The sequence below is a fragment of the Paraburkholderia sp. BL10I2N1 genome, assembly GCF_004361815.1.
Classification (GTDB): domain Bacteria; phylum Pseudomonadota; class Gammaproteobacteria; order Burkholderiales; family Burkholderiaceae; genus Paraburkholderia.
Genome location: NZ_SNWA01000001.1, coordinates 1,772,810 through 1,792,237, shown reverse-complemented (window position 1 = coordinate 1,792,237; position 19,428 = coordinate 1,772,810). Strand labels below are relative to the sequence as shown.

Genomic DNA, 19,428 nt, shown 5'->3' with positions numbered 1-19,428 from the left:
ATGGACTACGCAACGCTCAAGGTGATCTGGTGGGTGCTGATCGGCACCCTGATGATCGGCTTCGCGCTCACCGATGGCTTCGACATGGGCGCCTGCATCCTGTTGCCCTTCATCGGCAAGAGCGACGAAGAACGACGCATCATCGTCAATACGGTCGGCGCGACGTGGGAAGGCAACCAGGTCTGGTTCGTGACGGCAGGCGGTGCGATGTTTGCAGCATGGCCGCTCGTCTATGCCGCATCGTTCTCGGGCTTCTATTTCGCGATGCTGCTCGTGCTGTTCTCGCTGTTTTTCCGGCCAGTCGGTTTCGACTATCGCGGCAAACGTGACAATCCGCGCTGGCGCACCGCGTGGGACTGGGGTCTGTTCATCGGCGGCTTCGTGCCACCGCTCGTCATCGGCATCGCGTTCGGCAATCTGCTGCAAGGCGTACCGTTCTCGTTCGATACCGATCTGCGCGTCACCTATCACGGCAGCTTCTTCGGCCTGCTCAATCCGTTCGCGTTGCTGTGCGGGCTTGTCAGCATGTCGATGCTCGCAGCCCATGGCGCGGCGTTCGTGAAGATGAAGACGGACGGCATCGTCGCGCGCCGTGCATCGGTGGCGCTGCGGGTCGCATCGCTCGTCGCCGTCGCACTATTCCTGATTGCCGGCGTGCTGGTGGCCACGATGATCGGCGGCTATCAGATCGTTGACGCCGCGCCGCTCGATACCGTCGCCAATCCGCTTCTGAAAACCGTGCTGGGCGCACCGGGCCTCTGGCTCACCAACTACTCGACGTATCCGTGGATGATCGCGGCGCCGCTCGTGGGTGTGCTTGGCGGCGTGCTGGCATTGCTACTCGCCGGGTCAAGGTTCGAAAAGACGGCGTTCATCTCGAGCGGGCTGATGGTGGTAGGCGTGATCCTGACGGCGGGATTTTCAATGTTTCCGTTCATCATGCCGTCGTCGCTCGACGGGCGCAGCAGCCTCACCGTCTGGGATTCGACCTCGAGCCAGATGACGTTGCAGATCATGCTGGTCGCCGTCATCATTTTCCTGCCGATCATCCTGCTCTATACAGCCTGGGTGTATCGCGTGATGCGGGGCAAGGTCACCGCCGCCGCGCTCGCGGAAAACAGCCATTCGATGTACTGACCTTCAGGCGGCGCCGGCCCTTCGGGCAGCGCCGACCGATACAGATTCAAAGGAGCATGAGATGTGGTATTTCAGCTGGATACTCGGAGTAGGTGTGGCACTCGCGTTCGGCATCATCAACGTGATGTGGCTCGAATCGCGGCGAACCGGCACTACAGGTAGCGGTGCGGCGTTCAGACAGCGTCAGGACTGAAGAACGCGTCACTGACGGCGATTCACGCGGTAAGCGAAAGAGAGGCGCCCCAAGGCGCCGCTCTTTTTTCATTCACACCGACAGGTGCTCACCCATCAGGCCGGCTGGGGCGTCGCTCCACCCGATGCTGTCGGCAAACGAGCCGACATTTGCTGCGCGTAGCGCGCAGCAGCCTGCCCCACGACGATGTGGAAGGTATCCGCCGACACCCACGCGACATCCAGCCCCGACAGCAACTGACGATCCACCGTCGACGGGTCCCGCACCACGATGCGCAGACGTGTCGCAGCCACCGCATCGAGCGAGCTGACGTTGCTCGCGCCGCCGAACACGGCGAGCCAGCGCACAGGATCCGGATCCAGCGGTCCGCCCGCCGATGCCCCTACCGCTGCCACCGGCGCGCTGGCAACCGGAGCTGCCGGAGTAGTCGCAGCCGGTTTCGTTCCGACCGCATTTCCCTGATCGATCGCCGTACGGATTTCGTCTGCGATCATGTCGGCTTCCGGCCCGATGATCACTTGCACGTTGGTTGCGTCGCGCTTGAGTACGCCCCGCGCGCCGATCGTCTTCAGATCCGCTTCGGACACCTTGCCCGAATCCACCACCGACAGACGCAGACGCGTCGTGCAGGCATCGACGAGCGTCAGGTTCGACGCGCCGCCCAGTGCTGCGATGTACCGCTGCGCACGCGTCGCCGCAACTCCGGTCACCGGCGCGACGTAGCCGCCCGCTGCGGGCGCGTCGATCTGTGCATCGCCGTTTGCCGGTTCGCGGCCCGGCGTCGCCATGTTGAACTTGCCGATGAAGATGCGGAACAGACCGTAGTACACCACCGCGTACACGATGCCGATCGGAATCGCCCACCAGCCGCGGGTCGACAAGCCGTAGTTCAGCACATAGTCGATCGCGCCGGCCGAGAACGTGAAGCCAAGGTGAATGCCAAGCGCCGAGCAGATCGCGAGCGACACCCCGGTCAGCAAAGCGTGGATCACATACAGCACCGGTGCGAGGAACATGAAACTGAATTCAATCGGCTCCGTCACGCCCGTCAGGAAAGACGTGAGCGCCATCGAGAACAGCAGGCCGCCAACCACTGCACGGCGCTCCTTCGGTGCTTCGTGGAACATCGCGAGGCAGGCCGCGGGCAGGCCGAACATCATGACCGGGAAGAAGCCCGTCATGAAGCCGCCCGCAGTCGGGTCGCCGGCGAAGAAGCGATGCAGGTCGCCCGTCACCGCTGCGCCGCCCGGCGGCGTGAAGTTGCCGAACACGAACCATGCGAGCGAATTCAGGATGTGATGCAGACCGGTGACCAGCAGCAGGCGGTTCAGCACGCCGAACACGAAGGTGCCGATCGCGCCTGCCGTCGTGAGCCAGTGCCCGGCCAGATCGATGACGGCCTGCACGGGCTGCCACACGTAGCCGAACACGATGCCTGTCGCCAGACACACCACCCCGGTGGCAATCGGCACGAAGCGTTTCCCTCCGAAGAATGCGAGGTAATCGGGCAGCTTGATGTCCTTGTACCGGTTGTAAAGCAGGCCCGCAACGATACCGGCGACGATCCCCGACAGCACGCCCATGTTGAGCTTGTCGTTGATGTCCTTCATCACCGCGATCTGGATGAGATAGCCGATCGCCCCTGCGAGCGCCGCCACGCCGTTGTTGTCCTTCGCGAAGCCGACTGCCACGCCGATTGCAAACAGCAGCGGCAGGTTGTCAAAAATCGCGCCGCCAGCATCGGCGATCATCTTAATGTTGAATACATCGGGCTGGCCGAGACGCAGCAGCAGGCCAGCGACCGGCAGTACTGCAATCGGCAGCATCAGCGCCCGTCCGAGGCGCTGAATCTTCAGAAACGGATTCCCATCCATTGATATCTCCAATCCTTATCGTCGTTGATATGTGGTCGTAGCGGTTGACTACGTCGTTGCCTACGTCGTTGCTTTACGTCATTGCGGGCGCGCGGGTGGACCCGGGTTCAGTCCTGCGGCCAGACTTCGCGGCTCACGGCTCTTACCGCCTGCGCCGAATCGAGCGCCAGGATGTCCTGGGCGCGCTGACGGCACAGCTGATAATCGAGTTTGCGCACCCGCGCCTTGATGCCCGGCACAGAGACCGGATCCACCGACAGCTCGGTGACGCCAAGGCCGACCAGCAGGGGCACGGCCAGCGGATCGCCAGCAAGCGCACCGCATACGCCAACCCACTTGCCGTGCTTTGCCGCACCTTTGACGGTTGTATCGATGAGACGCAGCACAGCCGGATGCAGTCCATCCGCCTGCGCGGCGAGATCGGCCTGGCAGCGATCCATCGCGAGCGTGTATTGCGTCAGGTCGTTGGTCCCGATCGACAGGAAGTCCGCGTGCTGCGACAGCTGGTCCGCGAGCAGCGCCGCCGACGGCACTTCTATCATCACGCCGACTTCGATCGCGCCTGTGCGGCCCGCTTCACGCGCCAGTTCGTCGATGCGCTTACGCAGTCGAACCAGTTCGCCGGAATCGGTCACCATCGGCAGCAGGATCCGCACGGCACCCAGCGGCTGCACGGCGAGCAGGCCGCGCAACTGGTCGTCGAGCAGGTCGGGACGCACCTGGGCAAGACGGATGCCGCGCAGGCCCAGCGCCGGATTCGGTTCGGGCGGCAGCGTCAGGTAGTCGACTTCCTTGTCTGCGCCGACGTCGAGCGTGCGGATGATCGCCGTACGGCCGCCCAGTGCTTCCACGATCGTCTGATAGCTCTGGCGATGTTCATCGACGGTCGGCGCCGCCTGACGGTGGATGAAAAGCAGTTCGGTGCGCAAGAGGCCCACCGAGTCGGCGCCGTTTTCGACGGCGGTCTTCGCATCGTCGAGCGTCGCGATGTTCGCGGCGACTTCGATCGCGCGGCCATCACTGGTCGAGGCAGCCTGTTGCGACGTGCGGCGATTCGCTTCACGCACGCCGGCCAGACGCTCGCGCTCCGTACGCGCGCGTTCGACATCGAGCGCCGTCGGCGCATGTTCAAGCCGGCCCGCGCTCGCATCGACGACCACCTGCGTGCCGTCCGCAATCGCAAACAGCGCATCGCCCACGGCGACAAGCGCCGGAATGCCGATCTGCCGCGCGATAATCGCTGCATGCGAGGTTGCGCCACCGCGTGCCATCAAAAGGGCGGTCACACGCGCACGATCGAGCGATGACAGATCCGACGGCGTGAACTCCTCTGCAACGAGCACGGCTTCGTCAGGCAACTCGCGACCCACCTGATTCGAATACCCAAGCGCACGCAGCACGCGCTTCTCGATATCGCGAAGATCCGCAGCGCGTTCGGCGAGGAGTTCGTCCTGGATGTTCGTGAGCACGTCAATCTGCGCGCGGATCGCCGAGCGCCACGCGAAGCCCGCGCTCTTGCCGAGGCTGATCAGATCGCGCGCGGCGTCGAGCAGCGTGGGGTCTTCGAGCAGCACGCGATGCACCGCGAAAATGCCCGCTTCGCCGTGCGCACCGCGTTGCGACGCGTCGCGAACCGTCGAACCGAGGTCTGCGTCGACAGACGCAATCGCCTTGTCAAGCAGGCGGCTTTCGGCGGCGCACGTGCCGCTTGCGGCTTCGGGCGGATCGATATCCGCATCATCCCAACGAACGATCTTGCCAACGGCGATGCCGGGCGCGGCGCACACGCCCGCGAGCGTATTCGGCGCGAGCGGCTCGCCGACAGCACGCATCACCTGCTCTGGAGCGGGTGAGCTTTGCCGCGCCGGCCTCTCTTCGGCTTCACCGTGTGCCTCACGCAGCAATTCACGCGCGACCGCCTCGACCGCCGCTTCTGCCTGTGTACCTACGCCGAGGATCTCGATCGTGGCCCCTTCGCCAGCGCCAAGGCCCAGCAAACCAACGACGCTTTCGATCGCCGCTTTGCGTCCTTCATAGCGGACTTCGACGCGCGCATCGAGGCCCCGCGCTGCTTCGCGGGCACGCGCAGCAGGCCGTGCGTGCAAGCCGCCGGGATGTTTCAGCGTCACCAGCTGACGCGCTTCCTCGGTTACGTAGGTCGCCTGGCGCGACGCTTCAGCCGCCGCACCCCCGCGTGCGCGCAGCGTGAAGAGCGGGCTTTCGCCGGCCTTCAGCATGCCGTTTGCCGGACGCTCGACAATCTCGAACGCTTCGGAGTTCGCGATCGCGATGACCGACACAAGACTCGGCGCCGCGGATGCTATGTAGTCCAGATCGAATTCGATCAACAAATCGCCAGCACGAACCGATGCGCCCTGCGCGACTTTCGGCGTGAAACCCTTGCCGCTCAGCTCGACGGTATCGATGCCGATGTGCAGCAGGATTTCCGCGCCTTCAGTCGTCGCGAGCGTCAATGCGTGACCCGTGCGCGCGAGATGCGTCACCACGCCGTCGCAGGGCGCCACGAGCTGGCCGGTCAACGGATCAATGCCGATTCCATCGCCGAACATGCCGCCCGAAAACACAGGATCGGGCACGTCGGCGAGCGGTACGACCGGGCCAGTCAATGGCGCGAGCAGAACAATATCGCCGTGGGAATGGCTCATCAAGCGGGGCTCCTCAACACGTCGCATCTGATTTCTCGTTCAGTGAGTTTCGGTGACTTTATTCAGATGGCGCGGGGTATCCGGATTGCGTCCGCGTGCAGCGGCGAGGCCGGCAGCCATCACATAAAAGGAAAGAATCGCGGCGATCGGATCGAGCGCCGGATGATCGGTGGACACGAGCGGCAAGGACGCTTGCGGCACGTCGTCCGGTGCGGCTAGCAGCACGCGTGCACCACGCGCTTCCATGTCGCTCGCGAGCTGGATCAGGCCAGCCTGCTCGGGTCCGCGGGGCGCGAAAACGAGCAGCGGGTAGTCGCGATCGATTAGTTCCATCGGACCATGACGCACTTCCGCGCTCGAAAACGCTTCGGCCTGGATGCCGGAAGTTTCCTTCAGCTTGAGCGCGGCTTCCTGCGCGATCGCGAGACCGAGACCACGACCGATCACGATCATGCGCTCGACGCCGCGCAATTCGTCGACGGCCTTCGACCAGTCGAGCGTGCCTGCCTTGCGCAACACGTCGGGCAGCGAGCGCAGCGCCGCGAGCAAGGCATCGTCACGCTGCCAGTGCGCGACCAGTTGCGCAGACAGCGACAGCATCGCGATATAGCTTTTGGTCGCGGCCACACTCAATTCAGGACCGGCGACGAGCGGCAGATGAAACTCGCACGCATCGGCAAGCGGCGACGACGGCGCATTCACCGCGGCCACCGTCAGCGCCCCCGCGTCGCGCAGCGCGATCATCGTGCCGACCAGATCCGGGCTCTTGCCCGACTGCGAAAACGCCAGGGCCAGCTGGCCCTGCACTTTCAGCGGCGCCTGTTGCAGCGTCGCGACCGACATCGGCAGTGACGCGACCGGCACCCCGAGGCGGCTCATCGTGAGGCTGGCGAAATAACTGGCCGCGTGATCCGAGCTGCCGCGCGCCACGGTCAGCGCGACATGGCGCGGCTCTTCGGCAAGCTTCCCCGCGAGCGCTTCGACACACGACATATCGGCGAGTTGCGCGGCGACCACTTCAGCGGACGCCAGCGCCTCGTTAAGCATATTCGACAATCGATTCTCCTTCGACGTAAGTCGCGCTCAAGGTCAGTTCACGATCAAACACGACGACGTCAGCCCACGCGCCGCGCGCGATGCGGCCACGGTCTTCGATGCCGAGGTAGTCGGCGGCATAGCGCGACAAACGGTTTGATACGTCGGCCATTGGCAGGCCGAGCGAGACGAGGTTGCGCAGCGCCTGATCCATCGTCAGGGTGCTGCCGGCGAGCGTGCCGTCGGCGAGACGCACGCCCCCAAGGCACTTCGTGACATGCTGGCTGCCGAGGCGGTATTCGCCGTCGGGCATGCCGGTGGCCGACGTGCTGTCGGTCACCACATACAGGCGCGGAATCGCGCGGATCGCAGCGCGGATCGCACCCGGATGCACATGCAGCAGATCAGGAATGATTTCGGCGAATTCGGCGTGCGCGAGCGCCGCGCCGACGAGCCCAGGATTGCGGTGATGCAGCGCCGACATGGCGTTGAACAGATGCGTGAAGCCACAGGCACCGTGCTTGAGGGCGGCGACCGCGTCGTCGTACGTGCCGAGCGAATGGCCCAGCTGCACGCGCACGCCGCGCGCCGCCATCTCGGAGATGATGTCCATGTGCCCGGAGATTTCCGGCGCGAGCGTCACCACGCGAATCGGCGCGATCGACAGATACTTGAGCACTTCGTCGAGCACCGCCGAGACCGCGGCGTCGGGCTGCGCGCCCAGTTTGCCCGGGTTGATATACGGTCCCTCGAGATGCACGCCAAGCACGCGTGCACCGCCCGGCGTGCGCACGCGGGCCAGCTCGCCGAGACCTGCGACGACGCGCATCAGTTCGTCGCGCGGCGCGGTCATCGTGGTGGCGAGCAGGCTCGTCGTACCGTAGCGTGCGTGCGTGCGGGTGATGGTTTCAATCGCATCGCCCCCCTCCATGACGTCGGAGCCGCCGCCGCCATGCACGTGCAGGTCGATGAAGCCCGGCAGGAGGTAGGGATCGTTGTTCGTCGCAGGATCGACCCGCTCGCCCGTGAGCGACGTAATCCGCCCGTTTGCGAACTCGATCGTGCCGTGGATCCAGCCTTCGGTAGTCAGTATGTTTCCGGTCAGCATGTGTCTTCTCTGATGATGCGTGAGGCGTCCAGGACTGATCCTGCTATCCAGCGTTCCGCCCTACTGCCGCAATTCGGCGACGAAGTCGTAGTAGTCGTCGCGGCAATAGGTGTCGGTCAGTTCGATCGCGCGCTGGTCGGCGCTGTAGCCGATGCGCGTGATGACAAGCAGCGCCGTGCGCGGCTCGATGTCCATCAGGCCCGCAATCTCGCTCGTCGCGTTGACCGCGCGAAAGTGCTGCAGCGCGCGGACCACGGCCATGCCGCGCTGCTCCAGATAGCTGTACAGCGAGAGGCCAATCGCCTGCGGGTCCGGCACGATCGATGCGGGCAGCGCCGAATGTTCGACCGCCATCACGATGCCGTCCGCGCGCCGCAGCCGCCGCAGGCTCGCCACCGGCGCGCCCGGTGACAACCCGAGGTGAACGATTTCGTCGCGGTTGGCCGCGCGGATCTCGCGCTCGAGCCAGACCGAATCCGGCCGGAAGCCGCGCTGCTCCATCTTTTTCGTGAAGCCCGTGAGGCGGGATAGCGGATCTTCGACGCGCGGCGTAATGAAACTGCCCGCGCCCCGGGCGCGCCGGATCAAGCCCTGCTCGACCAGCAGTTCGATCGCCTTGCGTGCGGTGATCCGTGAGACGCCGATCGCATCCGACAGCGTGCGCTCCGACGGCAACGCCTCGCCGGCCGACCAGACGCCGCAATGGATCGCTGTCGCGAGATTGCGCGCGAGTTGCAGGTAGAGCGGCGTGACGTTGCGCACGTCAGGCATCAAGGCGGACCAGCGAGTTTCCATGGGGCTCCGGCGGTCGGTAATCGAAAGCGCGGCCTGTTGAAAGTGGAGCCCATTATATAACCAACATAATACCAGTCAAACCATCTGGTACTAATGGGCCCAACCTCCACCAAAGCCTTGTCAAGCGGGCGATTCAATCGAATTAAAAGGTTGCATGACAAGACCTTACTGGATCGGGATTTACCCGTACAACGGCCGTTTCTCGCGTACCAGAGGCCTCGACTGGTCTGCATTGGGGGATGCTAATCGGTGAATATGACAATACCTCTTTAGTACCAATACGCCTCAGATTGTGTCAAACCGTGTTTGTATGAGGGATGCGATCGCATATAGTGCAGTTTGCTCTACAGAAAAAAATACCGCCGGGGGGCCTGACGTTGACTGATCCAGAGGTGCTGCGACGCGCTCAAGCCGTACGCCATTTCAACCGTTTCTATACCAGGCACATCGGTGCCCTGCATGAGCGCCTGCAAAAGAGCGCCTTCTCACTGACGGAAGTCCGCGTGCTGCATGAACTGTCGCGCGGCGAAGCCGACACCGCCGCCGCGCTCACACGCAGCCTTGGTCTGGACAGCGGCTACCTGAGCCGGCTGTTGACCAGCTTCGAGCGACGCAATCTGATCTCCCGGCGCCCGTCCGACATCGACGCGCGGCAATCGCTCCTTGCGCTTACCGACTTAGGCCGCGCTGCGTACGAGCCGCTCGACGCAGCCGCCATCGACGAGGTGTCCTCTGTGCTGCTTCGGCTGGATCCGGCATCGCAGGAGCAACTCATCGCGGCGATGCGCGTCGTCGAACGGCTACTCGACCACGGCAACCGGCGCGACATGGTCATCACGCTGCGCGCACCGCAGGCGGGCGAGTACGGCTGGCTGGTGCATCGCCAGGCGCAGCTTTTCGCGCTTGAACACGGCTGGGACCACACCTTCGAGGCGCAGCTCGCGCAGGTCGTGGCCGACTTTGCGCGACAGCACGATCCCGTGCGCGAGACAGGCTGGATTGCGGAGCTGGACGGATCGATCGTCGGGTCGGCACTGGTTGCCGGTGTATCGGCGACGGTCGCGCGGGTGCGGCTGCTCTATGTCGAACCTGATGTTCGGCGTCTTGGCATCGGTGCGCAGTTGATGGACGAGTGTGCCCGCTTTGCGGCGCAGGCGGACTACACGAAACTGACGGTATCTACGGCAGCCACGCTTCCGGGAGCGCGCCGGCTGTGCGAGCGAAGTGGCTTTACCTGCGCGGCGGCGAATCCCGAACGACGCTTCGGCTCCGAGCTCACCATAGAGCGTTGGGAACGCGAGTTATAGGCTCCGTGGACGGTACGGCGTGGCGCCGCGAAATCACAGCACGAAGTATCCGAGCGCCGCTGCCATTCCCACCACCAGCCACGGCGGAAAACGCGCCATCGTCAGAAGGAGCAGCGCGACCGCGGCGAGCACAAGACAGGTTGCGTTGTGAATCGCGCTCACCCAAAGCGGTGAATATAACGCTGCGGCCAGCAACCCGACGACGGCCGCGTTGACCCCCATCAACGCATACCGGACGCCGGTCGTCGTGCGCACACTATCCCACCATGGCAGCACGCCGATCACCAGCAGGAACGACGGCAGAAAGATCGCGACGACCGCGATCGCTGCGCCGGCAACGCCTGCCGGCTGCCGGCTCGACACGCTGCCGAGAAACGCCGCAAAGGTGAACAGCGGTCCGGGCACCGCCTGTGCGGCGCCGTACCCGGCGATAAACGCATCGGCCTTGACCCAGCCTGACCCCACGACAACCGACTCGAGCAACGGCAGCACCACATGCCCACCGCCAAACACAAGCGAGCCGACGCGAAAGAAACTGCTGAAGAGATTCAGCGCGTAACTTCCCGACGCAGCCGCCACCACAGGCAGCACGCACAATAGCGCGACGAACGATACCAGCGCGACCGCCGAATGGGCAGGTGTAGCAATCCTGTGTTGATCCGCCGACACACGCGGCTCGGGCAGGTGAGCGCGCAGCAGCCAGCCGGCGACAGCGCCGGCCAGCAGCACGCCAACCTGTGCGAACGGCGAACTGAACGCAAGCATCAGCGCGGTCGCGATCGCTGCGATCGTGATTCGCAGCGCATCGGGACAAAGCGTTCGCGCCATGTTCCACAGCGCCTGCGCCACGACGGCCACCGCAACGAGTTGAAGGCCCTGTAGCCAGCCATGTCCGACTGCGTTTCCGTAGTGCGCCATCGCCAGGCCGAACGCGCACAGCAACGCAGCCGACGGCAACGTGAAACCGAGCCATGCGGCGACGGCGCCGGGCAAGCCACCCTGCCTCAGTCCGAGCGCGATTCCGACCTGACTGCTCGAGGGTCCGGGCATGAACTGGCACAACGCGACGATGTCGGCGAAAGCTTCGTCACTGAGCCACGCGCGGCGTTTGACAAACTCGTCGCGAAAGAAGCCGATATGCGCGACCGGTCCGCCAAAGCAGGTCAGCCCGAGCCTTAGAAAAATCAGGAAGATGTGCGGTGCGGAAAGTCGAACGGGCGGAGCCGTGGAAGCCATGCGGTTGTCGATATCGAACGGGTGTAATGGATTATCGGCCGCGAATGTTGCAGCGCTCGCACCATCGACACGCGGCCTGTCTGTACAACGAAACGGCGCGGATTGCGCGGTCAAAAAAAAACGCCACGGTCTCCCATGGCGTCCATACCGCAAGCTATCGTGCGCAGCCGGTCAGAACGACGGGATCATCGAACCCTTGAACTCCGACTTGATGAACTGGCGCACGTCTTCCGACTGATACGCGGCGACGAGTTTCTTCACCCATGGCTTTTCCTTGTCCTGCGTGCGCACGGCGATCAGGTTCGCATAAGGGCTATGCACGTCTTCGAGCGCGATCGCGTCCTTCGTCGGCTGCAGGCCAGCGGCCAGCGCGAAGTTCGTATTGGTAACGGCCGCGTCGACGTCCGCCAGCGAGCGCGGCAGTTGCGCCGCGTCCAGTTCGAAGAGCTTCACCTTCTTCGGATTGTCCGCGACATCGAGCGGCGTCGCGCTGTTGCCATTCGTGGCCGCACCCGGCTTCAGCTTGATCACGCCCTGCGACTGCAGCAACAGCAGCGCGCGGTTTTCGTTCGACGGATCGTTCGGCACTGCGATCTTCGCACCTTGCGGCAGATCCTTCAGGGACTTCAGCTTCTTCGAGTAGACGCCGAGCGGCGAGATGTACGTAAGACCAACGTTGACGATCCTGTAACCGCGCTGCTTGATCTGGCTTTCCAGATACGGCTGGTGCTGGAAGCTGTTGGCATCGAGGTCGCCCGCGTCGAGCGCGGCGTTCAGTTGTGCGTAATCGTTGAATTCGACGACCTTTACGTTCAGGCCATCGCGCTTCGCAGCTTTCTGGACGACCGACCAGATCTGCGCATCGGGACCGCCGATCGTGCCGACCTTGATGGCCTTGTCGTCGGCGTGTGCACCGAAGCTGGTGACGAGCGCGGCCGTGGCGGCCACGACGGAAAGGGCTTTGAGGATATTTCTGCGCTGCATGTATTTCTCGCTTGTGTTGCCTGATTTGCCTGGTTTTCTGGCTGGGTGATTCAGTGAGAGGCGCGGCGGGACTGTCTTTGCAGCCCGCTGAACCGCAAATGGTCTCATAGGCGCGCAGCGAAGTGAAATACCGCGATCGCATATCGGTATGCTGTCTGTGCGCGAAGGCTGGCAGGGAATCGCCGCGGAGGTCACCGGGCGAGATGTGGCAGGTAAGGCTTGCGGCAGCGGACGGCCTGCGGAGAGCAGGCCGTCCGTGGATTCACAGTGGAATCAGAACGTGGTCCACTCGTCGGCGGATGCGCGAATGGGGCTGTTGGCGACTGGCGGCGGCGCGGTCGGTTCGGCGCGAGCCGGTGCTGCCGCCTTTGGTGCTACGGGACGAGCCGCGGGTTTGGCAGCCGCCACGCCCGAAGCCTGCAATGCAGCGTGTTTCGCCGTCGATTTCGTTGGCTTCGCCGGAGCGCCTGAAAAGGGTTCCCTGTGGCGCGCGTGCTCGTCGACACGAAACGCGCTGAGCGTCTCACGCAGACGCGCCGCCTGATCCTGCAACGAGGCAGCGGCCGCTGCCGCTTCTTCGACGAGCGCCGCATTCTGCTGCGTGACCTCGTCCATCTGCGTCACCGCGCGACCCACCTGGGAGATGCCGCTGCTCTGTTCTTCGGACGCCGCTGCAATCTCGCCCATAATGTCCGTCACGCGACGCACGGCCTGCAGGATCTCGCCCATCGTCGTGCCGGCCTGCTCGACCAGCACCGAACCGTTGTTCACGCGCTCCACCGAATCGCCGATTAACTGCTTGATTTCCTTCGCCGCGGTCGCCGAACGCTGGGCGAGGCTCCGAACTTCGCCGGCCACCACCGCAAAGCCGCGGCCCTGCTCGCCCGCGCGAGCCGCTTCGACCGCCGCATTCAGTGCGAGGATATTCGTCTGGAACGCGATGCCTTCGATCACGCCGATGATGTCCGAGATCTTGTGCGAACTCTCGTTGATCTCGCCCATCGTGCCGATCACGCGGCTGACGACGTCGTTCCCCTTCGTCGCGATGTCCGAGGCACTGTTCGCGAGGCCGCTCGCCTGGCGTGCGTTGTCGGCGTTCTGCTTCACCGTCGCGGTGAGCTGCTCCATGCTCGCGGCCGTTTCCTGCAGCGAGGCGGCCTGTTGTTCGGTGCGTTGCGAGAGGTCGCCATTGCCCGCGGCAATCTGCTTTGTCGCCGACGCAATCGATTCCGCCGACCGGCGGATCTCGGCGATGGTCCGTTGCAGGCGCGCCTGCATCTGGCTCATCGCTGACATCATGCTGGTCGAGTCGTGCGGGCGCAGCGCGATCACCTGTGTCAGGTCGCCCTTCGCGATGCTCGACGCGAGCTGCGCCGCGTGTTCGGGCTCACCGCCCAGGCTGCCGCGCACATTGCGGATGATGACGATCATCGCGAGCGAGATCACCGCACCGATCACGAGCACCACAGCGAGGTGGCCCAGCAGGGTGTCATAGTAGGTCGTATCGATGTCGCGGATAAACACGCCGCTCGTGATGTTCCAGTCCCACGGGGCGAAGCGCACGACGTAGCTGATCTTCGGCACCGCCGTCTCGCTGTGCGGCAGGCGGCCACGATATTCCGCAAAGCCACGGCCGCCTGCATTCGCAGCATCGACGATCGCGACATACAGCAGCTTGCCGTCCGGATCCTTGAAATCGCCGACCGGTTTGCCGTTCATTTGCGGCAAGGTCGGGTGCATCAGGACGACCGGCTTCGAGTCCATCACGAACAGATAGCCGGATTCGCCATAGCGCATCGTCGCGAGACGGGCGAGCGCTTCGCGCTGCGCGTCGGGTTCGCTCATCCTGCCGCTTTGCGACAGCGCGTAATAACCGTTGACGACGCCTTGCGCCGCCTCGACAAGATTCACCATGCCGGCCTTGCGCTCGGCCAGCATGGTGCTGCGCGTTTCGACCGCGCTCCACAGGCCGACGCCCAGCAACCCAAGCCATACGAGCGCAAGCGACAGCCACAGCTTGCGATTCAGACTCATCCTGCTCATTGTATTGGTCTCTTTCGTGTGGTTTCTTCGGTGTCGCGCCAGGTCGGCGCAAACGATTGCCTGAGATATAACGGCAGAATTCCGGGTGGACTTGAGCAATGCGGGTCGGTCAGCGGCTGCGGCTGGTCTGCCAGGCGGAGATTGAGAAAAGGCGCGCACCTTCGACTCGGGCGTGTTCGTTGCGGCAGGACCGAAAGTGCCGCGTGACGGCGGCATCATTCTGGCGTCGGCGATCGAGCGAACCCAACTGGACGCGATACTCGCGAGCAATCCCTTCGCCCGGCAAAAGGTGGCTCAATACGACGTGGTGGAATTCAAGGCGACGCCGGTTGGCACCTGGGCTCAAACTGTGGTCGCCGGTGTCTGCCTAAGCCGAACTTTGAGCGCGCGGCGCGCGCAAGTCTTTGATTTGCCGCGGTTACGCGTGCCGGGGGGAGTCGGTTACTGGGTACAGACAGGGCTGATGTTGAGCAGGCGGAAGGCCTTTTCCTGAACGGGTGTAGGCCGCGTGATCATCACGATCTTTGCGTCCGGGTTCAGAGGTGTGTGGCAGACGTTGTAAGCGAGCGTGGCCAGATCATCGAGCAGCGTGCGGAAGCTATGGACGGGCAAGCCGTCCTCGCCAAGCCGCGTGGCATCCTTGGCTTTTGCCTGGTCAGAACGCCGTGCCTTGGCCACGGGCGAGGGCCGGGTTGCGCGTGCGAGCTCGATGTATTCATCGTCAAACAGCATCGGCTTCAAGGTCTCGCGCATGTGCCATTCGACGTAGTAGGCGAGCATGCACAGGAAGACGTGCGCCCGTACACGCTCGGCGTTCCAGTGGAATATGGGGCGCACGTTCAGATCGACTGTCTTGAGCGACCGGAAGGCGCGCTCCACGACCGCCAGGCCCTTGTACGCCGTCACGGCCGCTTCGGCCGGCAGGTCCTGTTCGGGCACGCTGGTGCGCACCACATACAGGCCATCGAGCGCCGCCTCTTGCCGGATCTGATCGGCCTTGCGCGTCCACGTGAAGCCCTCGTCGGCGAAGCTCAGCTCGAAGTGCTTGGCCATCCTGTAGTGGTCGATGACGCGGCCCACGCGCAGGGCAATGGCATCGGCGCCCTTGAGGCGGTTGCGGGCACGCGTGGTCGCTTCGGCGATCTTCACCAGCTCGGCTTCAGTGGCCTGCAGCAAGTCCTCGCGTTTGCGGGTCCGCTCCTCGGCCAGCAACGGATTGCGGCACACGATGAGCCGCTCACCGGGGAACGCCTCGCTGGTTACCTCCAGCAGGTTGCGCTCGTCAAAGAGCGAGGGCTGGAAAGGCCCCTTCTCCTGGGCGAGCGCGCTCACCTGCGGCGCGCGCAGGCTGCTCACCCAGTCCAGCCCCGCCGGGCGCAATACCGTGTCGATGCGGGCCTGCGTGAGCATGCCCCGGTCGCCCACCCAGGCGATCTTGCCGATGCCATAGCGGTCCTTCAGTTTCTCCACCTGGGCAGCCACGGTAGCCGGATCGGCGGTGTTGCCGGCAAACACCTCGACGGCCACCGGACAGCCTTCTGGAGTGCAAACCAGCCCGAACACGATCTGTGGATCGTCACGCTTGCCATCGCGGCTGTAGCCGCGCGCGGCAAGCTCGCAGCAGTCTCCGGTCACCCACGTGGACGTGAGGTCATAGAGCACCAGCATGCTGCCGGCCAGATGCTTCCTCGCCAGGCGCTTCTCGATGTCTTCCTGGGCCTCGCCCAGCCAGTCGAGCGCGGCATAGGCCTGCTCGAGTTCGACGTCCCCCAGGTTCAGAAGGCGCGACAACGAGTGGGTCGCCGTCTCGTCGCGCAACATGCGATGGGTGGCGAGCTTCGAAGCGGGTGACACCACCCGCGCCACCAGCAGCGCCATGAGCACCGCGCGCAGTGCGGCCGGTGCAGGCGCAAACCACTGCCCGGCACCGCAGGCACGCGCCGCGCCCAGCACCGCGGCCACATGCCCGTGCGGCAGGCTGCGCTCGATCACGAAGGCCTCTTCGGCCGAGGGCACTGCGACGCCACCGCGCAGCAGCACCTTCAGGCCTTCGATGACCTCGGCGGGCAGCGACGAGAGGTTGGCCAGGGTGCGCTTCTTCACCTTGTTGCCGTCGCGGTAGGACTCGCGCAGCAGGATGGCGGGCGGCGAGTTGCGGTTGGGGACGTGTTCGATATACATGAACACTGATTCAAGCAGATATCAGCAGAATTTCAAAATAAAAATACTAATTTACATGGCTACATGATAGTCCCAGAAAATAGCCGAAACCCAGCACTGATGCGGATTCCGGCTATTTGAGAAGTCAAAGCTCGGCCTAAGCGGCAAACCCGCCGCTACGCCCAGCGGTGAAGACGGAGCAAAGAAGAGGTGGCCGGGCTGCGCGCCGGCCACCTGCGGCTCAGTCGAGCAGCAGTTTGATGTCGTGGACCCACGGTGCAGCGCCCTGGCCGTCGCGGGCAAAAAGCCGCAGCTTGCCGTCCGGATCGAACACGTAGCTAGCGGCGGTGTGATCCATCGTATAGCTGTCCGGCGTCTTGCCCGGCACTTTCGCGTAGTACACACGGAAGTCTTTCGTCACCTTGACGAGTTGAGCCTCGTCCGCGGGACGCAAGCCGATAAACGTTGGATTGAACGCCGGCACGTATTGCCCCATCAATGTGGGCGTGTCGCGCTCCGGATCGACGGTGACAAACAGCACCTGCACGCGCTTCGCTTCTTCCGGTCCAAGTTGCTGCAGTGCCTGCGAGAGTTCAGCCATCGTCGTCGGACAGACATCCGGGCAGTGCGTATAGCCGAAGAACAGCACGACGACCTTGCCCTTGAAATCGCCAAGCGTGCGTATCTTGCCGCTCGCGTCGGGCAACGAAAAGTCGCTGCCGAACTGCGTGTTCCCGGTGATATCGACGTTATCGAACGAAGGCGCCGGTTTGCCGCAACCCGCAACGAACAGCGCGCCGCCGAGCACGCAGGCAACCGCGGCGAGGCGCGCAGCGCGCGCAAGCCTGAATGTGAGCATGGTGTTACGCGCCGATCAGGGCACGTGCGTAGTGGTCGATCAGCAGCGCTGCAAACAGCAGCGACAGATAAACGATCGAGTAACGAAAGGTCTTACGCGCGAGCGCGTCGGAATATTCCCGGTAGATCTTCCACGCGTACGCAAGGAAGATCGCGCCGAGCAGCACCGCCGACGCCAGGTATACGAAGCCGCTCATGCCCGAGATGAACGGCATCAGCGTGACCGCGAAGAGGATCACCGTGTACAGAAGAATATGCAGCCGCGTGTACTGCTCGCCGTGGGTGTTCGGCAACATCGGCAGGCCGGCGTTTTCGTAGTCCTTGCGGCGATAGAGCGCGAGCGCCCAGAAATGCGGCGGCGTCCAGACGAAGATGATCAGCACGAGGATCCACGCTTCTCCGGGCACATGGCCCGTGACAGCCGCCCAGCCCAGCGCCGGCGGCATCGCACCCGACGCCCCGCCGATCACGATGTTCTGCGGCGTGGCCGGTTTCAGCAGCAGCGTATAGACGACCGCGTAGCCGACGAATGTCGCGATGGTGAGCCACATCGTCAGCGCGTTGGTGAATGTGTAGAGCGTCCACATGCCGAGGCCGCCGAGCACCGCCGAGAACGTCAGGATCTGCACGGTGGTGATTTCGCCGCGCGCGGACGGACGCCATGCGGTACGACGCATCATCGCGTCGACTTTCTGTTCCATGAGGCAGTTGATCGCGAATGCAGCGCCTGCCAGCAGCCAGATGCCGATGGTGCCGCCAATCAGCACCGTCCACGGCACCATGCCGGGCGTCGAGAGGAACATGCCGATCACGGCACAAAATACGGCAAGCTGAGTGACACGCGGCTTCGTGAGCGCGATGTATTGGGAGATCCGGCTACCGGGTGTCTGGGGAAGAGTTGTGCTGTCCATGTGGGTCACGCTGGCGCGGCATCGCGCGCGGGCAACACGGCGCGGCCGGGACGGCTATAAGCGATTCGAAAGTTTAGCATAACGAGCAAGAGCAGCAGGATTGCCGCGCCCCCGTTATGGGCGACTGCAACGGGCAACGGCCATTGCAGGACGATGTTCGACAGGCCCGTGACGAACTGGATCACGACCACGAGCAGCACGCCGTTCGCCGGCCGCCGCAGCGACTCGAAGCGGCGCATTTTCAGCGCAAACCAGGCCAGATACGCGACGACGACCATGGCGAAGGTGCGATGCGTCCAGTGAATGGCCACGAGCGCGTCCTGGGTGATCACGTCACCGTCGCCCGTCATTCCGAGGGCACGCCACAGGTGGAAGCCATGTCCGAAATCCATCGATGGGATCCACTGGCCATTGCAGGTCGGGAATTCGGTACAGGCGAGTACAGCGTAATTCGTGCTGACCCATCCACCAAGCGCAATCTGGACGATCAGCAGGATTAGCCCGGCCAGCGCCGCCGTGCGCCAGCGCGCCGCTTCGGGCTCGTACGCCGGGAGCGGCGTCTGGCGCGCGGCCAGCCAGCCGAGCGCGCCGAGTAGGGCGAGGCCCAGCAGCAGGTGGATCGTCACGATCACAGGCTGGAGCTTCATGGTGACCGTCCATGCGCCGAACGCACCTTGCACGAGGATCAACAGGAGCAACGACATCGGCCACCACGGCGAAACATGCAGCGGACGGCGCCGAAAGCGCGCAGCCCACGCAATCACCGTCTGCGCCACGATCAGCACGCCGATCGCCATTGCGAAATAGCGGTGGATCATCTCGATCCACGCCTTCGACATGCTGACCGGGCCTGTCGGCATCGCCTGATAGGCGGCGCTGATCGCGGCATGCGCGATGAACGGCGACGACGTGCCGTAGCAACCGGGCCAGTCCGGGCAGCCGAGTCCGGAGTCGGTGAGCCGTGTGAAGCCGCCGAACATCACCAGATCGAGCGTCAGGAATGTCGTGACCCAGACGAGCTTGCGGAATTTGTTGTCGTCGGCCTTGACCCATATGTAAGACAGCGGCAACAGCGCAATGCACAAGCCAATCAGGCCGAGTTGCAATACGAACATCTCTCT

General features: G+C 64.0%; 15 protein-coding genes and 1 pseudogene. 4 read left to right on the top strand and 12 right to left on the bottom strand.

The genetic code is table 11. The annotated features are described in order from the left end of the window. Together cydB and cydX are read left to right on the top strand one after the other, a co-directional pair. The gene (gene cydB / locus B0G77_RS08375) at positions 1-1,137 is read left to right on the top strand and encodes a cytochrome d ubiquinol oxidase subunit II (RefSeq protein ID WP_133661709.1); all 1,137 of its coding nucleotides are present in this window, start codon (positions 1-3) and stop codon (positions 1,135-1,137) included. 61 nt (positions 1,138-1,198) lie between these two features. Beyond that, positions 1,199-1,330 carry a cytochrome bd-I oxidase subunit CydX gene (cydX, locus tag B0G77_RS08370; protein ID WP_133661708.1) on the top strand — a complete coding sequence of 44 codons (132 nt, stop codon included), beginning with the start codon at positions 1,199-1,201 and terminating at the stop codon, positions 1,328-1,330. Between the two features lie 95 nt (positions 1,331-1,425). On the opposite strand, the gene nagE is transcribed toward cydX, so the two are convergent. The 5 genes from nagE to B0G77_RS08345 form a co-directional block, all read right to left on the bottom strand. After that, positions 1,426-3,204 carry an N-acetylglucosamine-specific PTS transporter subunit IIBC gene (gene nagE, locus B0G77_RS08365; protein WP_133661707.1) on the bottom strand — a complete coding sequence of 593 codons (1,779 nt, stop codon included), beginning with the start codon at positions 3,202-3,204 and terminating at the stop codon, positions 1,426-1,428. A 107-nt stretch (positions 3,205-3,311) separates the two neighbouring features. Further along, positions 3,312-5,897, bottom strand: coding sequence for a phosphoenolpyruvate--protein phosphotransferase (ptsP, locus tag B0G77_RS08360; protein ID WP_208116406.1), 2,586 nt, complete (start codon positions 5,895-5,897; stop codon positions 3,312-3,314). Positions 5,898-5,909: 12 nt separating this feature from the next. After that, positions 5,910-6,926 carry an SIS domain-containing protein gene (locus B0G77_RS08355; RefSeq protein ID WP_208116405.1) on the bottom strand — a complete coding sequence of 339 codons (1,017 nt, stop codon included), beginning with the start codon at positions 6,924-6,926 and terminating at the stop codon, positions 5,910-5,912. Then, on the bottom strand, positions 6,910-8,013 hold the full coding sequence (nagA, locus tag B0G77_RS08350) for an N-acetylglucosamine-6-phosphate deacetylase (protein ID WP_133661705.1): 1,104 nt from the start codon (positions 8,011-8,013) through the stop codon (positions 6,910-6,912). The genes B0G77_RS08355 and nagA overlap by 17 nt, the downstream gene beginning before the upstream one ends. A gap of 60 nt (positions 8,014-8,073) precedes the next feature. Further along, a complete protein-coding gene (locus B0G77_RS08345; protein WP_133661704.1) occupies positions 8,074-8,808 on the bottom strand; it encodes a GntR family transcriptional regulator in 735 nt (244 codons plus the stop codon). Between the two features lie 377 nt (positions 8,809-9,185). On the opposite strand from B0G77_RS08345, the gene B0G77_RS08340 reads away from it, so the two are divergent. Beyond that, positions 9,186-10,115 carry a bifunctional helix-turn-helix transcriptional regulator/GNAT family N-acetyltransferase gene (locus B0G77_RS08340; RefSeq protein WP_133661703.1) on the top strand — a complete coding sequence of 310 codons (930 nt, stop codon included), beginning with the start codon at positions 9,186-9,188 and terminating at the stop codon, positions 10,113-10,115. A 33-nt stretch (positions 10,116-10,148) separates the two neighbouring features. Here the strand turns inward: B0G77_RS08340 and chrA are convergent, their stop codons facing one another. The 3 genes from chrA to B0G77_RS08325 all read right to left on the bottom strand — a co-directional run bounded on the left by chrA (position 10,149) and on the right by B0G77_RS08325 (position 14,378). Further along, a complete protein-coding gene (gene chrA / locus B0G77_RS08335; protein ID WP_133661702.1) occupies positions 10,149-11,351 on the bottom strand; it encodes a chromate efflux transporter in 1,203 nt (400 codons plus the stop codon). 171 nt (positions 11,352-11,522) lie between these two features. Continuing rightward, positions 11,523-12,335 carry a MetQ/NlpA family ABC transporter substrate-binding protein gene (locus B0G77_RS08330; protein ID WP_133661701.1) on the bottom strand — a complete coding sequence of 271 codons (813 nt, stop codon included), beginning with the start codon at positions 12,333-12,335 and terminating at the stop codon, positions 11,523-11,525. A gap of 273 nt (positions 12,336-12,608) precedes the next feature. After that, positions 12,609-14,378 (bottom strand): methyl-accepting chemotaxis protein, encoded by a 1,770-nt coding sequence (locus tag B0G77_RS08325; protein ID WP_133661700.1) that lies wholly within the window; start codon positions 14,376-14,378, stop codon positions 12,609-12,611. A 160-nt stretch (positions 14,379-14,538) separates the two neighbouring features. Between B0G77_RS08325 and B0G77_RS08320 the strand changes: the two are divergent. Beyond that, positions 14,539-14,749, top strand: a pseudogene (locus tag B0G77_RS08320) (YciI family protein); the annotation flags it as partial. A gap of 70 nt (positions 14,750-14,819) precedes the next feature. Here the strand turns inward: B0G77_RS08320 and B0G77_RS08315 are convergent. The 4 genes from B0G77_RS08315 to B0G77_RS08300 form a co-directional block, all read right to left on the bottom strand. Next, positions 14,820-16,559, bottom strand: a complete 1,740-nt coding sequence (locus B0G77_RS08315) for an IS1634 family transposase (protein ID WP_133661699.1) — start codon at positions 16,557-16,559, stop codon at positions 14,820-14,822. A 220-nt stretch (positions 16,560-16,779) separates the two neighbouring features. After that, positions 16,780-17,397, bottom strand: coding sequence for an SCO family protein (locus B0G77_RS08310; RefSeq protein ID WP_133661698.1), 618 nt, complete (start codon positions 17,395-17,397; stop codon positions 16,780-16,782). Positions 17,398-17,401: 4 nt separating this feature from the next. Continuing rightward, positions 17,402-18,307 (bottom strand): heme o synthase, encoded by a 906-nt coding sequence (gene cyoE, locus B0G77_RS08305; RefSeq protein WP_133661697.1) that lies wholly within the window; start codon positions 18,305-18,307, stop codon positions 17,402-17,404. Between the two features lie 5 nt (positions 18,308-18,312). Then, positions 18,313-19,422 carry a COX15/CtaA family protein gene (locus B0G77_RS08300; RefSeq protein WP_133661696.1) on the bottom strand — a complete coding sequence of 370 codons (1,110 nt, stop codon included), beginning with the start codon at positions 19,420-19,422 and terminating at the stop codon, positions 18,313-18,315. Positions 19,423-19,428: the final 6 nt, after the last annotated feature.

Bases quoted from the DNA above. Each gene is read 5' to 3' on its own strand.
- cydB (WP_133661709.1), top strand. From the start codon at position 1: ATGGACTACGCAACGCTCAAGGTGATCTGGTGGGTGCTGATCGGCACC.
- cydX (WP_133661708.1), top strand. From the start codon at position 1,199: ATGTGGTATTTCAGCTGGATACTCGGAGTAGGTGTGGCACTCGCGTTC.
- nagE (WP_133661707.1), bottom strand. From the start codon at position 3,204: ATGGATGGGAATCCGTTTCTGAAGATTCAGCGCCTCGGACGGGCGCTG.
- ptsP (WP_208116406.1), bottom strand. From the start codon at position 5,897: ATGCGACGTGTTGAGGAGCCCCGCTTGATGAGCCATTCCCACGGCGAT.
- nagA (WP_133661705.1), bottom strand. From the start codon at position 8,013: ATGCTGACCGGAAACATACTGACTACCGAAGGCTGGATCCACGGCACG.
- B0G77_RS08345 (WP_133661704.1), bottom strand. From the start codon at position 8,808: ATGGAAACTCGCTGGTCCGCCTTGATGCCTGACGTGCGCAACGTCACG.
- chrA (WP_133661702.1), bottom strand. From the start codon at position 11,351: ATGGCTTCCACGGCTCCGCCCGTTCGACTTTCCGCACCGCACATCTTC.
- B0G77_RS08330 (WP_133661701.1), bottom strand. From the start codon at position 12,335: ATGCAGCGCAGAAATATCCTCAAAGCCCTTTCCGTCGTGGCCGCCACG.
- B0G77_RS08325 (WP_133661700.1), bottom strand. From the start codon at position 14,378: ATGAGCAGGATGAGTCTGAATCGCAAGCTGTGGCTGTCGCTTGCGCTC.
- B0G77_RS08315 (WP_133661699.1), bottom strand. From the start codon at position 16,559: ATGTATATCGAACACGTCCCCAACCGCAACTCGCCGCCCGCCATCCTG.
- B0G77_RS08310 (WP_133661698.1), bottom strand. From the start codon at position 17,397: ATGCTCACATTCAGGCTTGCGCGCGCTGCGCGCCTCGCCGCGGTTGCC.
- cyoE (WP_133661697.1), bottom strand. From the start codon at position 18,307: ATGGACAGCACAACTCTTCCCCAGACACCCGGTAGCCGGATCTCCCAA.
- B0G77_RS08300 (WP_133661696.1), bottom strand. From the start codon at position 19,422: ATGTTCGTATTGCAACTCGGCCTGATTGGCTTGTGCATTGCGCTGTTG.